Origin of the sequence: Variovorax sp. UC74_104 (assembly GCF_044055375.1) — a bacterium.
Lineage (GTDB): Bacteria > Pseudomonadota > Gammaproteobacteria > Burkholderiales > Burkholderiaceae_C > Variovorax.
In genome coordinates this window covers 4,088,943-4,102,150 of sequence record NZ_CP171978.1, presented here as the reverse complement: position 1 = coordinate 4,102,150, position 13,208 = coordinate 4,088,943, and the positions used below count along the sequence as shown (strand labels likewise).

The window sequence follows — 13,208 nt, the reverse complement described above, 5'->3', positions numbered from 1 at the left end:
GGGGGCAACACCTGCGGCCCGGCGAAGCCGGTTCCGCGGTGTTCCTGGCATCGGATCGCTTCTCCACGACGCAATGACTATCCGTACAAGCGCTGTTCCTTCGTCATCGCGCGGGGTCTGGCTGGCCTGGGCCGTCCAGGCCCTGCTGGTGCTGGCCGTGGTGGCCGGCGCGGTCTGGGTGGTTCACCATGCGCTCGAAGTGCTGCGCGCGCGCGGCGTGCGTTCGGGCTTCGACTTTCTCACCGAGCCCGCGGGCTTCTCGATCAGCGAAGGCTGGCTCGACTTCGATGCCAGCCAGCCGTTCTGGCGCGCCTTTCTCGCGGGGCTGATCAATACGGTGCGCGCGGCGGTGCCGGCGGCCATCTTCTCGGTGGTGCTGGGCACGCTGATCGGCATCGGCCGGCTGGCGCCGCACGTGCTGCTGCGCGGCATCTGCACCGCTTACGTCGAGCTGGTGCGCAACGTGCCGCTGCTGGTGCAACTGCTGATGCTGGCCTTCGCGATGGCGAACCTGCTGCCCGACCCGACCGAGCCGGTGCGCTTGCTGCCGGGCGTGTGGCTGAGCAAGGGCGGCCTCAGCGTGCCCTGGCCGATGATGGGCGAGGGCGGGCTGCATTTCGAGCTTCCCGAGCGCGGCGATTTCGGGGTGAGCGGCGGAGCGGCGCTCAGCCCCGAGTACGTGACCATCTTGGCGAGCCTGAGTCTCTACTCGGCCGCTTTCGTGGCGGAGATCGTGCGCGCGGGCATCCTGTCGGTGCCGCAGGGGCAGGTGCTGGCGGGGCAGGCGCTGGGGCTTTCGCCGGTGCAGCAACTGCGCATCGTCGTGCTGCCGCAGGCGCTGCGGGTGATCGTGCCTTCGCTCACCAACCAGATCCTGAGCCTCACCAAGAACTCGTCGCTGGCGGTGGCGGTGGGCTATCCGGAGTTGGTGTCGGTGGCCAACACCACCATCGGGACGAACGGACGGGCCTTCGAGTGCATCGCGATCATCATGGCGGTCTACCTGTCGCTGTCGCTGGTGATCTCCTTCGGCATGAACCGCTACAACGCGCGCGTTGCATTGCGGGGCTGGCGATGAGAGTCGCAGCGCGAGGGCAACCCGTCGAATGGCGCCGCGAGCTGTGGGGCTCCCCGCTGCGTTCGCTCGCCACGGTGCTGCTGCTGGCGCTGTTGATGTGGATCGGCTTCCACGTCGTCGAATGGGGCATCGTGCACGCGGTGTTCCGGCCCGACGCCGAAGCCTGCCGTGCGGTGCAGCATGGCGCCTGCTGGGGCGTGGTGGCCGAGAAATGGCGGCCGATGCTGTTCGGGCGCTTCCCGTACGAGGAACAGTGGCGTCCGGCCGTCGCGGTCGTGGTGCTGTCGGCGGTGACGATGCTCAGCGCCTGGCCGCGCACTTGGCGCTGGTGGCTGGTGCCGCTGTGGATCGTCGCGCTGCTGCTCTTCGTGCTGCTGATGCGCGGCGGCGTGCTGGGCCTGAGCCATGTGCCCACGGGGCGCTGGGGCGGCCTGCCGCTGACCATCGGGCTTGCGGTGGTGGGGCTGGCGCTGGCCTTTCCGCTGGCGCTGCTGCTCGCCCTGGGGCGCCGGTCGGACTGGCCCGTGGTGCGGACGCTAAGCGCGAGCTACATCGAGCTGGTGCGCGGCGTGCCGCTGATCTCGGTGCTGTTCATGGCCTCGTTCCTGCTGCCGCTGCTGTGGCCCGCCGGATGGCAGCCCGACGTGCTGGTGCGCGTTCTCGCTGGGTTGGCGCTCTTCGTGGCGGCCTACCTTGCGGAGATCATCCGCGGCGGCCTGCAGGCCGTGCCGCGCGGGCAGACCGAAGTGGCGATGGCGCTGGGCTTCGGCCGCTGGCCGGTGCAGCGCGACATCGTGCTGCCGCAGGCGCTGCGCCTCGTCGTGCCCGCGCTCACCAACAACGTGGTCGGCACGCTGAAGGACACCTCGCTGGTCACCGTGGTCGGCCTCTTCGAGCTGACGGGCGCGCTGGGGCTGGCGCTGGGCGGCGACCCGACCTGGCGGCCGTTCTACCTCGAGGGCTATCTCTTCGTGGCCGCGGTGTACTGGGTGCTGTGCTTCGGTCTCTCGCGCTACAGCGTGTGGCTCGAAAAGCGGCTGTCGGCAGCGCCCTGAACTGGCCGCCTCCCGGCTCCTGTACACTCCGGGCCTTCTCATGTCGCGCCACAACCTCCACCCCGCATCCAACGCAGCCCTGATGGCTCGCATGATGCCGCCTGCCTCCGCGCAGGCGATGGTTGTTGCTCGAATGATTACCACCATTACCACCGCGGCCACCTGAGCACGCGCAGGTGGCCGTTCCGGCAGCCACCTGGTGTATCGCTCTCTCCCCGAACGAATGAACCCAGCTCTGGCAGCTGGGTTTTGTTTTTTCGTCAGGAGTTGTCCATGTACCGCGATCCCGTTGAATCCCTAGAGCCCTTGCACCACCGCCAGGCGGCCATTCGTACCTTGCGCGTGGGGATGATCGGCATCGGCACCGTGGGTTCGGGCACCTTCCGCGTGCTGGCGCGAAACCGTGCCGACATCGCGGCGCGGGCCGGCCGGTCGATAGAACTGGTGATGGTCGCCGCGCGCGACCTGGAGCGCGCCGCCGCCATCGTGGGAGAAAGCGTCGCGCTGACGGCCGACGCGATGCAGGTCGCCACGCATCCAGACGTCGACGTGGTGGTCGAAGTGGCCGGCGGCACCGGCCCGGCGCGCGACTGGGTGCTGGCCGCCATCGCGCACGGCAAGCACGTGGTCACGGCCAACAAGGCGCTGCTGGCCGTGCACGGCGCGGAGATCTTCGCGGCCGCACGCGAGAAGGGCGTGATCGTGGCCTACGAAGGCGCGGTGGCCGTCAGCATCCCGATCATCAAGGCGCTGCGCGAAGGCCTCGCGGCCAATCGCATCGAATGGGTGGCAGGCATCATCAACGGCACCACCAACTTCATCCTGAGCAAGATGCGCGACGAGGGCCTGGACTTTGCCGCCGCGCTGGCGCAGGCCCAGGCGCTGGGCTATGCGGAGGCCGACCCCAGCTTCGACATCGAGGGCATCGACGCCGCCCACAAGCTGACCCTGCTTGCCGCCAACGCCTTCGGCATGCCGCTTCGCTTCGCCGATGCGCAGGTCGAGGGCATCACCGCGCTGCAGGGCGTGGATGTGGCCTGCGCCGAGCAGCTGGGCCATCGCATCAAGCTGCTCGGCGTCGCGCGCCGGCAGGCTGCCGGCGTCGAGCTCCGCGTGCAGCCGGTGCTCGTGCCCGCCGCGCACATGATGGCGCAGGTGAACGGCTCGATGAACGCCGTGATGGTGAAGAGCGACGCGGCCGGACTCACGATGTACTACGGCGCAGGCGCCGGCTCGGAGCAGACCGCTTCCGCCGTGATCGCCGACCTTGTGGACGTCGCGCGGCTCGACGGAGTGAATGCCGCGCAGCACGTGCCGCATCTCGGCGTCCATGCCCATGCGACGAATGCGCTCGCCGTGGTGCCGCGCGCAGCCGTCCACACCTCGCACTACCTGCGTGTGCCGGTGCATGCGGTCAATCAGATCCAGGCGATCGCCGCCAGTCTCGCGGAGCGGAAAGTGCCGGTGCGCCAGGTCGCGCTGGCGGCCGAGCGGCCCGGCATGGGCCCGCAGGTGCTGGTGCTGACCGGCCCGGTGGAGCAGGGCACGTTCGACCTCGCCGTGCATGCGCTGCAGGCGCGCGCCGAAGTGGCGGGCGCGGTCACCACGCTGCGCGTGGAGTCGCTGGAAGGCTGAACTTCAGGGCTTTCGGCGCGGGCTCAGCTCGGCGTAGCCGGTGAGCGGATCGTGCGCTCTCGCGAACTGCCAGTCCGGCAGCACGGCGACGAGGATCTCCGCCGTGGTCCGCACTGCGCACCCCGGCGCCGCATGCCCGCCGAAGACGCGGCCTTCGGCGTCCGACACGCTGATGTGCAGATGCGAGCCGTCCGGTGACAGGCTGCCCGCGAGCGTGAGGATTTCCAGGTCGCCCTCGATGCGAGTCGGCGTCGGCGCGCCCGCGAACCGGATGTTCGCGCCGCTGAGGCTGCCGATGCCCGAGACGACGAAAGCCGCTTCGCTGCCGCTTCCGGCCAGGGCCGAGTCGAGCGACGCACGCAGGTCGTCGCCCGGATTCAGCCGCAGCACCAGCGTCCGCATGCGACTTCAGTTCCCTGCGAGCGCCCCGTCCACCACGTGCTGCGCCTCCTCGAGGATGCGCGCGAGATGTTCCTTGCCCTTGAAGCTCTCGCCGTAGATCTTGTAGATGTTCTCCGTGCCCGAAGGCCGCGCGGCGAACCAGCCGTTGGCCGTCACCACTTTCACGCCGCCAATGGCCGCGCCGTTGCCCGGCGCATGGCTCAGCACTTCGACGATCTTGTCGCCGGCGAGCTCGGTCGAGCGGATCTGCTGCGGCGAAAGGCTCGACAACCGCTTCTTCTGCTCGACCGTGGCTGGCGCGTCCAAGCGGTCGGACACCGGCCTGCCCAGCGCCTGCGTCAGCTCGGCATAGCGCTCGCCCGGGTCGCGCCCCGTGCGCGCGGCGATCTCGGCCGAGAGCAGGGCGGGCACCATGCCGTCCTTGTCGGTGGTCCATACCGAGCCGTCCTTGCGCAGGAAGGTCGCGCCTGCGCTCTCTTCGCCGCCAAAGGCCAGCGAGGCATCGACCAGCCCGTCGACGAACCACTTGAAGCCCACCGGCACCTCGTGCAGCCTGCGGCCGAGCCGGTTTGCGACGCGGTCGATCATCTGGCTGCTGACCACCGTCTTGCCGATGGCCGCCTGGGCGGGCCACTGCGGGCGATGCGTGTAGAGGTAGTCGATCATCACCGCGAGATAGCTGTTGGGCTGCATCAGCCCGGTGCTGCCGGAGACGATGCCGTGGCGGTCGTGGTCGGTGTCGCAGGCGAAGGCGATGCCGAAGCGGTCCTTCAGCTCGATCAGCTTGTGCATGGCGTCTGGCGACGAGGGGTCCATGCGGATGCGGCCGTCCCAGTCGAGCGACATGAAGCGGAAGGTGGGGTCGACCTCGCGGCTGAGCACGTTCAGGCGCTTGAGCTTGTAGCGCTCTGCGATCGCGGGCCAGTAGCTCACGCCGGCGCCGCCCAGCGGATCGACGCCCAGGTCGAGGTTCACGTCGCGTATCGCGTCCATGTCGAGCACCTGCGCAAGGTCTTCGACGTAGGTGTTCAGGTAGTCGTGGCGGTGCGTGGTCGAGGTGCGCAGCGCCTGCGCGAGCGGCATGCGCTTCACGCCTTCGAGGCCGTTGGCCAGCATCCTGTTGGCCGCGGCCTCGACGGCGGAGGTGATGTCGGTGCCCGCCGGGCCGCCGTTGGGCGGGTTGTACTTGAAGCCGCCGCTCTCTGGCGGATTGTGCGAAGGCGTGATGACGATGCCGTCGGCCAGCCCGGCGGTGCGGCCGCGGTTGTAGACCAGGATGGCGTGCGACACGGCCGGCGTGGGCGTGTACTCGTCGTCCTTCGAGATCATCAGCTCGACGCCGTTGGCCGCCAGCACCTCGACCGCGCTGCCGAAGGCCGGCGTCGACAGCGCGTGCGTGTCGATGCCCAGGAAGAGCGGTCCGTCGATGCCTTTCTGCCTGCGGTAGTCGCAGATGGCCTGGCTGATCGCCAGCACGTGCCATTCGTTGAAGGCGTCGTCGAACGAGGAACCGCGGTGTCCCGAGGTGCCGAAGGCCACGCGCTGCGCGGGCACCGACGGGTCGGGCCGGCCGGTGTAGTAGGCCGAAACCAGGCGCGGCACGTCGACCAGCAGTTCGATGGGTGCGGGCTGGCCCGCCAGAGGATTGCTTGCTTGGCTCATGTCGATGGGAAGTCGAAGTTGATGAGATCCGAGATGCGCTCGACGGTGATGTCGGCGGGTGCGTAGGCAGCAATGGCCTGCGTGTCGAGCGCATAGTGCCCTTGTCGCACGAAGACCGTTGTAAGACGCGGTCCCCAGATGGCTTTCATGGCCGACAGGATGCGCAGCTTGTCGTCGATCATCACGTAGTGCCGCGCCGGGTGGAGCTGCTCGACCACATCGAGCATCTGTTCCTTGTGCACGTAGATCAGCACGCGGCCTTCGACGGCGTCCCATAGGCCCGAGCGCTGCACCTTGCGCGGCTGGAACACCACGTCGCCGTCCGACAGGATCACGGTGGGCCCGTGTCGGCTCAGGTGCTTCAGCGCTTCCAGCGCGCCGGGGTAGAGCTTGTCGGCGAAGGGGTAGTCGATAAGAAAGTTCGACATCCGCAGAAGCCGCTGGTCGCTCATGCCCAGGCGGCTTCCCCCGGCGCGCAAGCGCTGCAGGGCGCCGAGGTAGTCGACGTAGCCGAGCTGGTCGCGCAGTTGCTCGAAGGCGACCCAGTAGCGGCTGGCTTCCTGCGCGCCGAAGGACTGTTCGAGGCGGGCGCGGAGGTCTGCGATGACCCCGTCGTTGTCGAGCAGCGTGTTGTCGACGTCGATCAGGAAAACGGTGGCAGGAGGTGATGTCATGGTTTGGAAGCCCACGGGCCTTGGCTGCGCGCCGCGTGCAGCATACGCCTCGGATGCGACGCCAGTCGGAGTCCGCGTGAATTAGTTGATGCTTCGCGCCTCGCTGGCTTAATCTGTGCCACAGGAGCGCCCCCGGAGTTGAATAAGCTTGCGCCAGCTTGGATCAGCTTGAAGAAGGAGCAAGAAAGATGCGCATCACGAACGGTCGATACCGGCCTGGTCTGTCGGCAGTGGCTTCGAGCCTGGGCCTGAGCCTCGTGCTGGCCGGCTGCCAGGCGCCCCCGGCCGAGCGGCCCCTGTCGCCGGAAGTCCCGGAGCCCCCGGGCTTTGTCACGCCGCCGGAGGCGTGCCAGGCGGCATCCGTGCGATTCGGCCTGGGGCTGCGCATCAGCCAGCAACTGCTGGAGGAAATGCGCCAGCGCGCCGGTGCCCGCATGGCGCGCACCGTGCCGGCCACCGAGCCTGCCGATCCGGCGCAGGACATGATGCGGCTGAGCGTGCAGGTCGAGCCCACCGGCCGCGTGGTCGGTGCGTATTGCGGGTAAGCACCTCCCGGTGCCGCCCGGTGTTGCCTTTCTCGCCATAAGTGTTGTGCTGTTCACACATCGCCTGTAACAAATTTTCGCAGCAACAGGCGAAACAGTTCGAATTGGGAGAACAATAGTCCGCGACTTCCGGAGCCCCAGTCTTTTGTCGAACCAGCAACCTCCCGTCTCCTTGCCGTCGTACTACGACGGATCGGCCCGTCTTCCGCCGGATGAGGTGCTGCGCCCGTTGATGGCCGACTGGGCCCGCGTGGGCAAGCGCCTGGCCGCCGTCTGCTACATCGACGTCGACCGCTTTGCCGAGTTGAACGAGCGCCTGGGCATGGTGGCGGGCAATGCCGCCCTTGAGGAAGTGGCCCAGCGCATCAAGGCCGAGCTGCCGCGCGAGAGCGTGATGGCCCGCGTGGGCGGCGACGAGTTCGCGGCCCTGTTCGCCGGCCTCGGCGCCTCGCAGTGCGCCCAGGTGCTGGAGCGCATCCAGACCTCGCTGGCCGAACCCTGGGCCTGGCGCGGCCAGACGGCCAGCATCGACGCCAGCATCGGCGCGATGCTGCTCGACAGCAACGGCCCGCCCCCCGAGACCGCGCTGCGCCAGGCGCAGCACGCCGCCTTCTTCGCCAAGCGTGCAGCCGACGGCAAGGTGCACTACTTCGACGCTCCCAGGGCCCGCGCCGACGAGCAGGTGATCCGCGAGCGGCAGCGCATCCAGGAAGGCCTGCTGCAGGGCGAGTTCTTCCTGGTCTACCAGCCCAAGGTCGACATGCGGCGCGGCGTGGTGGTGGGCGTCGAGGCGCTCATCCGCTGGCAGCATCCCGAGCGCGGCCTGCTGCCGCCCGCGCAGTTCGTGCCGCTGATCGAGGACGACCAGCTGGTGGAGCAGGTCGGCGACTGGGCCATCGCCACGGCGTTGTGGCAGGCGCACCAGTGGCGCATGGCGGGCCTGCACATCTCCGTGAGCGTGAACGTGGCGCCGCGCCACATGATGCGCTGGGACTTCGTCGAGCGGCTGGCCCGGCACCTGGCGCAGTTTCCGAAGCAGGGCGAGGGCATGCTGGAACTCGAGATCCTCGAGACCACGGCGATCAGCCAGTTCGCGAACGTCGCGCTGTTCGTGGAGGCCTGCAAGATGCTGGGCGTGGGCGTCACCATCGACGACTTCGGCACCGGGTATTCGTCGCTCACCTACCTTCGGCAGCTGCCGGTGTCGACCGTGAAGATCGACCAGTCCTTCGTGCGCGGCATGCTCGACAACAGCCAGGACCGGGCCATCGTGCAGGGCATCATCGCGCTGCTCCACGCGCTGGGGCTCACGGCCGTGGCCGAGGGTGTAGAGACCGCGAAGCAGGGCGAGGCGCTGCTCTCCCTGGGCTGCACGCTGGCTCAGGGCTACGGAATCGCCAGGCCGATGGCGGCCAAGGACGTCGTGCAGTGGGTGGCGCAGTACGAGCAGGCGCCGCTCTGGGGACGCGACGCGGCCGCGCTGCCTGCCGCCTGAACGCGACGGCCGGGCTCAGCCCGGCAGGAGTGCGCCGGCGTCGTGGGCCATGGCGCGGCGGCTGTGCTTGACCGCGTACATGGCGGCATCGGCTTGCCGCAGGGCTTCCTCGGCGGAGGTGGTGCGGGGGTCGACCGCCACCACGCCGACGCTGGCGCCCGCGTAGTCGATCGTCATGTTCCTGAGCTTCAGCTCGCCCTTGGTGTTTTCCGCCAGCCGGTCGCCCAGCGCCATGGCGCCGGTACGCGGCGATTCGCCGAGGCCCGGCCCCAGGCCGATCACCACGAACTCGTCGGAGCCGAAACGCGCCAGCATGTCGCTCGCGCGCACACAGCTCGACAGCTGCTTCGCCATGGCCGCCAGGAACTCGTCGCCGACCGCGTGGCCATGCGCGTCGTTGATCTTCTTGAAGTCGTCCATGTCGATGAAGCCGACCAGCACGCTCTGGGCGCTGCGCGCGCCCTGCGCCAGCATGCGCTGCAGCGCGTCGACGAGGGCGCGTCGGTTCGGCAGGCCGGTGAGGACGTCGGTCGCGGCATTGGCCGAGAGTTCGATGCCGGCCTTGTCGAGCTTGGCGATCATCCGTTCGCGCTCCACCTGCTGGCCGATCAGCTTGGCGAACAGCCGCAATACCGGCTCGGCAATGGCCGGCAGCGGAACCTGCCGCGCGCTGGCGACGCACAGCGAGCCGTGCAGGCCCCCGTCGTCGATGTTGACCGGCACGCTGGCGCAGGACTGGATGCCCAGCTCGCGGGCGGCATCGGCGTCGCCCCAGCAGCCGCCGGCGTCGTCGGCGTAGATGCGGTTTTCTTCCAGCGCGTGGCGGCACAGCGTGTCGCCCCAGGGCACATAGGCGCCCTCGGGAATGGCGAGCTCGCCCGTGTTGTGCGCGAAGAGGATGTGCTGGCGGGCCTTGTCGGGCTCGATGATCGCGAGGTAGGCCGATTCCAGGCCGGTTGCCGCCTCGAGCATCTCGAGCATCGGGCGGGCGAGGTCTTCCAGCGTCTTGGCCGATGAGACCGATTCGGATAGCTGTTCGATCAGGAATTCCATGGCCGACATTCTGAGGGCTCCCGGGGTTTCAGGATGCCAGTGCTTCCATCAATTCGGTTTCGATGGCCAGTTGCGTCTTCTGGCCCTGGAGTTCGGGGCCGCTGATCAGGAAGGTGTCTTCCACCCGCTCGCCCAGCGTCGTGACCTTGGCGAGCTGCAGGTTCAGGTGATGGCGCGCCAGCACCCGGGCCACCGAATACAGCAGGCCGGCGCGGTCGCTGGCCGAGATATTGAGCAGCCAGCGCTGCGCCTTGTCGTCGGGCAGCAGGCTGATGCGCGGCTTGATCGGGAAGCTGCGCACCCGGCGCGACACCCGGCCCATGCTCGGCGGGGGCAGGGCGCCGGCCTCGGTGAGCGTCTGCGCCAGCCCCGACTCGACCATGCTGATCAGGTCGCGGTAGTGGTCCGGCAGGAAGGTGGTGACGACCTGGAAGGTGTCGAGCGCGTAGCCGTTGCTCGTGGTGTGCACCTTGGCGTCCAGGATGCTGAAGGAGGCCTGGTCGAAGTAGCCGCAGATGCGCGCGAAAAGGTCGGGCTGGTCGGGCGTGTAGACCACCACCTGCAGGCCTTCGCCCACCGGCGACAGGTGCGCCCGCACGATGGGCGGTGCCTTCGGGTCGACGGGCACGTTGGGCGGCGGCACGAAGCGCGCGAGCTGCTTGGCGTGCCAGGCGATCTCGGAGGCGTCGTGGCGCATGAAGTAGCCCACGTCGAGCGTGTCCCACAGCGCCTTGTGTGCCTCGAATCGCTGGGCGTGCAGGGCGAGCTGCACCAGCGCCTCGCGCTTGCGGGACTCGACCTCGGCGTCCGGGTCGGGCATGCGGCCGCCCAGCGCGCGCAGGGTGTAGCGGTACAGGTCCTCGAGCAGCTTGCCCTTCCAGGCGTTCCACACGCGCGGCGAGGTGCCGCGGATGTCGGCCACCGTCAGCAGGTAGAGCGCGGTCAGGTAGCGCTCGTTGCCCACGCGTTTGGCGAAGGCGCCGATCACCTCGGGATCGCTCAGGTCCTGCTTCTGGGCGACCTGACTCATCACCAGGTGCTCGGCCACCAGGAATTCGATGAGCTTGGCGTCTTCCCGGGCGATGCCGTGCTGCTTGCAGAAGCGCTGCACGTCGCGGGCGCCCAGCGTGGAGTGGTCGCCGCCGCGGCCCTTGGCGATGTCGTGGAAGAGGGCGGCCACGTACAGGATCCAGGGCTTGTCCCAGCCGGCCGCCAGCTGCGAGCAGAACGGGTACTCGTGCGCGTGCTCGGCGATGAAGAAGCGCCGCACGTTGCGCAGCACCATCAGGATGTGCTGGTCCACCGTATAGACGTGGAACAGGTCGTGCTGCATCTGCCCGACGATGCTGCGGAACACCCGCAGGTAGCGCCCGAGCACCGAGGTCTGGTTCATCAGCCTGAAGGCATGCGTGATGCCGTAGGGCTGCAGCAGGATCCGCATGAAGGTCTGGTGGTTGACCGGGTCGTTGCGGAACTTGCTGTCCATCACGTGGCGCGCGTTGTAGAGCGCGCGCAGCGTGCGCGCCGACAGGCCCTTCACGCCGATGGTCTTCTGGTAGAGCAGGAAGGTCTCGAGCACCGCGTGCGGTTCGCGCTCGTAGAGGTCGTCGCTCGCGATCTCGATCAGGCCGGCGCGTTCGTAGAAGCGCTCGTTGATCGGGGTGTGCTGCTCGTCGCTGGGCTGCAGCCGCTCGGAGATGTTGAGCAGCAGGATCTGGTTGAGCTGCGACACCGCCTTGGCGGCCCAGTAGTAGCGCCGCATCAGCGCTTCGCTCGACTTGCGCTGCGATTCGCTTTCGTAGCCGAAGCTGGCGGCCACGGCCGTCTGCAGGTCGAACACCAGGCGGTCTTCGCGGCGGTTGGCGATCACGTGCAGCCGCGCGCGGATGAGCGAAAGCAGCGCCTCGTTGCGCTTGATCTGCTGCGCCTCGAAGGATGTGGCCAGGCCGTTCTTGGCGAGGTCGTCCCAGCGGCTGCCGTAGCCGGCGGCCTTGGTCATCCAGAGGATGGTCTGCAGGTCGCGCAGGCCGCCGGGCGACTCCTTGCAGTTGGGCTCCAGCGCGTAGGGCGTGTTGTCGAACTTCTGGTGGCGGTGCCGCATCTCCTGCGACTTGGCCACGAAGAAGGCCTGCGGGTCGATGGCGCGCGAGAAGCGGCGGCGGAAAGCGGTGAAGAGCTTCTTGTCGCCGGCGATCAGGCGCGCCTCGAGCAGCGAGGTCTGGACGGTGACGTCCTTCTCGGCCTCCGCCAGGCATTCTTCGACGGTGCGCACGCTGGAGCCGATCTCCAGGCCGGCGTCCCAGCACTGGCCGATGAAGGCCTCGATGCGGGCCGGCTCGATGCCGCCGGCCTCGCCCTCGGGCGGCAGCAGCAGCAGCACGTCGACGTCGGAATACGGGAACAGTTCGCCGCGCCCGAAGCCGCCCACGGCGGCCAGCGTGAGCGAATCGCCGAAGCCGGCTTCGCGCCACAGGGCGCACAGGGTTTCGTCGGCCAGCGCCGAGAGCTGGCGCAGCACCGTGTGGACGCTGCGAGTGGGGGCGCGCGCGAAGCGCAGGGTGTCGAACAGGGCGAGCTTCTTGGCGCGATAGGCTTCGCGCAGCGTCGCCACGTCGATGTTGGCAGCTTCGATCACGGGCGGAAAGGCGATGGAAAGCGGCGCTGCCGCGTCAGGTCTTGGTGGCGGTGACGAAGGAGGGCAGCGGCGGGCTGCCTGCCGACAGGGTCAGCACCTCGTAGCCGGTCTCGGTGACGAGCACCGTGTGCTCCCACTGGGCCGACAGCGAGTGGTCGCGCGTGACGATGGTCCAGCCGTCGTACTGGCCGCCCTTGAAGTCTTCCTTCACGTCGCGCTTGCCGGCATTGATCATCGGCTCGATGGTGAAGATCATGCCGGGCTTGAGCTCTTCCATGGTGCCCGGGCGGCCGTAGTGCAGCACCTGGGGTTCTTCATGGAAGCGCTGGCCCACGCCGTGGCCGCAGAACTCGCGCACCACCGAGAACCCGTGGCCCTCGGCGAACTTCTGGATCGCGTGGCCCACGTCGCCCAGGTGGTTGCCGGGACGCACCTGCAGGATGCCGTGCCACATGGCCTCGAAGGTGATGCTGCACAGGCGCTTGGCGGCGATGGACGCGTCGCCGATCACGAACATGCGGCTGTTGTCGCCGAACCAGCCGTCCTTGATGACGGTCACGTCGACGTTCATGATGTCGCCCTTCTTCAGGGGCTTGTCGTTCGGGATGCCGTGGCACACCACGTGGTTCACCGAGGTGCAGAGCGACTTCGGGAACGGGACGCTGCTCGCGCCCATGTAGCCCACCGTGGCAGAGGTGGTGCCCTGCTTGACCATGTACTCGGCTGCGAGCCGGTCGACGTCGTTGGTCGTGATGCCGGGCTTGATGAGGGGCGTGAGGTAGTCCAGCACCTCGGAGGCCAGGCGGCAGGCGACCCGCATGGCTTCGATGCCTGCAGCGTCTTTGTAGTTAATGCTCATGGCCCGAATTATCCCATTCGGCAAGCTAAAATTCCGGGTTAACGCGGATGACCCCAGTCAGCGGCCATCCGCCTCGATTCCTTGATTCCCAACGCGGCCCCCGAGGCCCCATCGA

General features: G+C 68.4%; 11 protein-coding genes. 5 read left to right on the top strand and 6 right to left on the bottom strand.

The genetic code is table 11. The features are described 5' to 3' along the window. The first annotated feature begins 73 nt into the window (after window positions 1–73). From ACHMXA_RS19250 to ACHMXA_RS19240, 3 genes are all read left to right on the top strand, one after another. Entirely contained in the window at window positions 74–1,078 is a 1,005-nt protein-coding gene (locus ACHMXA_RS19250; RefSeq protein ID WP_395316215.1) for an amino acid ABC transporter permease, read from the top strand. After that, complete coding sequence (locus ACHMXA_RS19245) at window positions 1,075–2,133, top strand: amino acid ABC transporter permease (protein ID WP_395316214.1); 1,059 nt, start codon at window positions 1,075–1,077, stop codon at window positions 2,131–2,133. The genes ACHMXA_RS19250 and ACHMXA_RS19245 overlap by 4 nt, the downstream gene beginning before the upstream one ends. 273 nt (window positions 2,134–2,406) lie before the next feature. Continuing rightward, window positions 2,407–3,768 (top strand): homoserine dehydrogenase, encoded by a 1,362-nt coding sequence (locus ACHMXA_RS19240; protein ID WP_395316213.1) that lies wholly within the window; start codon window positions 2,407–2,409, stop codon window positions 3,766–3,768. 3 nt (window positions 3,769–3,771) lie between these two features. Here ACHMXA_RS19240 and ACHMXA_RS19235 read toward each other — a convergent pair whose 3' ends face one another. Genes ACHMXA_RS19235 through ACHMXA_RS19225 form a run of 3 tightly spaced genes read right to left on the bottom strand, consistent with a single transcriptional unit; the run spans window position 3,772 to window position 6,506 of the window. Then, a complete protein-coding gene (locus tag ACHMXA_RS19235; protein WP_395316212.1) occupies window positions 3,772–4,170 on the bottom strand; it encodes a PPC domain-containing DNA-binding protein in 399 nt (132 codons plus the stop codon). A 6-nt stretch (window positions 4,171–4,176) separates the two neighbouring features. After that, complete coding sequence (gene pgm, locus ACHMXA_RS19230) at window positions 4,177–5,832, bottom strand: phosphoglucomutase (alpha-D-glucose-1,6-bisphosphate-dependent) (protein WP_395316211.1); 1,656 nt, start codon at window positions 5,830–5,832, stop codon at window positions 4,177–4,179. Beyond that, window positions 5,829–6,506, bottom strand: a complete 678-nt coding sequence (locus ACHMXA_RS19225; protein ID WP_395316210.1) for an HAD family hydrolase — start codon at window positions 6,504–6,506, stop codon at window positions 5,829–5,831. Before ACHMXA_RS19225 ends, pgm begins: the two co-directional genes overlap by 4 nt. Window positions 6,507–6,694: 188 nt before the next feature. On the opposite strand from ACHMXA_RS19225, the gene ACHMXA_RS19220 reads away from it, so the two are divergent. Together ACHMXA_RS19220 and ACHMXA_RS19215 are read left to right on the top strand one after the other, a co-directional pair. Further along, window positions 6,695–7,051, top strand: a complete 357-nt coding sequence (locus ACHMXA_RS19220) for a hypothetical protein (RefSeq protein WP_395316209.1) — start codon at window positions 6,695–6,697, stop codon at window positions 7,049–7,051. A gap of 172 nt (window positions 7,052–7,223) precedes the next feature. Next, window positions 7,224–8,546: a bifunctional diguanylate cyclase/phosphodiesterase gene (locus ACHMXA_RS19215; RefSeq protein WP_256098924.1), complete on the top strand. Its 1,323-nt coding sequence runs from the start codon at window positions 7,224–7,226 to the stop codon at window positions 8,544–8,546. A 15-nt stretch (window positions 8,547–8,561) separates the two neighbouring features. Here the strand turns inward: ACHMXA_RS19215 and ACHMXA_RS19210 are convergent, their stop codons facing one another. The 3 genes from ACHMXA_RS19210 to map are packed head-to-tail and all read right to left on the bottom strand — an operon-like array spanning window position 8,562 to window position 13,093. Then, window positions 8,562–9,599: a sensor domain-containing diguanylate cyclase gene (locus tag ACHMXA_RS19210; protein ID WP_176664208.1), complete on the bottom strand. Its 1,038-nt coding sequence runs from the start codon at window positions 9,597–9,599 to the stop codon at window positions 8,562–8,564. 28 nt (window positions 9,600–9,627) lie between these two features. Then, window positions 9,628–12,234: a [protein-PII] uridylyltransferase gene (locus ACHMXA_RS19205; protein ID WP_395316208.1), complete on the bottom strand. Its 2,607-nt coding sequence runs from the start codon at window positions 12,232–12,234 to the stop codon at window positions 9,628–9,630. A 34-nt stretch (window positions 12,235–12,268) separates the two neighbouring features. Further along, window positions 12,269–13,093 carry a type I methionyl aminopeptidase gene (gene map / locus ACHMXA_RS19200; protein ID WP_176664206.1) on the bottom strand — a complete coding sequence of 275 codons (825 nt, stop codon included), beginning with the start codon at window positions 13,091–13,093 and terminating at the stop codon, window positions 12,269–12,271. Between the last annotated feature and the right edge of the window lie 115 nt (window positions 13,094–13,208).

What these genes read in the sequence shown, in the direction of transcription:
- ACHMXA_RS19210 (WP_176664208.1), bottom strand. Translation starts at nt 9,599, where the DNA reads ATGGAATTCCTGATCGAACAGCTATCCGAATCGGTCTCATCGGCCAAG.
- ACHMXA_RS19245 (WP_395316214.1), top strand. Translation starts at nt 1,075, where the DNA reads ATGAGAGTCGCAGCGCGAGGGCAACCCGTCGAATGGCGCCGCGAGCTG.
- ACHMXA_RS19235 (WP_395316212.1), bottom strand. Translation starts at nt 4,170, where the DNA reads ATGCGGACGCTGGTGCTGCGGCTGAATCCGGGCGACGACCTGCGTGCG.
- ACHMXA_RS19250 (WP_395316215.1), top strand. Translation starts at nt 74, where the DNA reads ATGACTATCCGTACAAGCGCTGTTCCTTCGTCATCGCGCGGGGTCTGG.
- pgm (WP_395316211.1), bottom strand. Translation starts at nt 5,832, where the DNA reads ATGAGCCAAGCAAGCAATCCTCTGGCGGGCCAGCCCGCACCCATCGAA.
- ACHMXA_RS19220 (WP_395316209.1), top strand. Translation starts at nt 6,695, where the DNA reads ATGCGCATCACGAACGGTCGATACCGGCCTGGTCTGTCGGCAGTGGCT.
- ACHMXA_RS19240 (WP_395316213.1), top strand. Translation starts at nt 2,407, where the DNA reads ATGTACCGCGATCCCGTTGAATCCCTAGAGCCCTTGCACCACCGCCAG.
- map (WP_176664206.1), bottom strand. Translation starts at nt 13,093, where the DNA reads ATGAGCATTAACTACAAAGACGCTGCAGGCATCGAAGCCATGCGGGTC.
- ACHMXA_RS19225 (WP_395316210.1), bottom strand. Translation starts at nt 6,506, where the DNA reads ATGACATCACCTCCTGCCACCGTTTTCCTGATCGACGTCGACAACACG.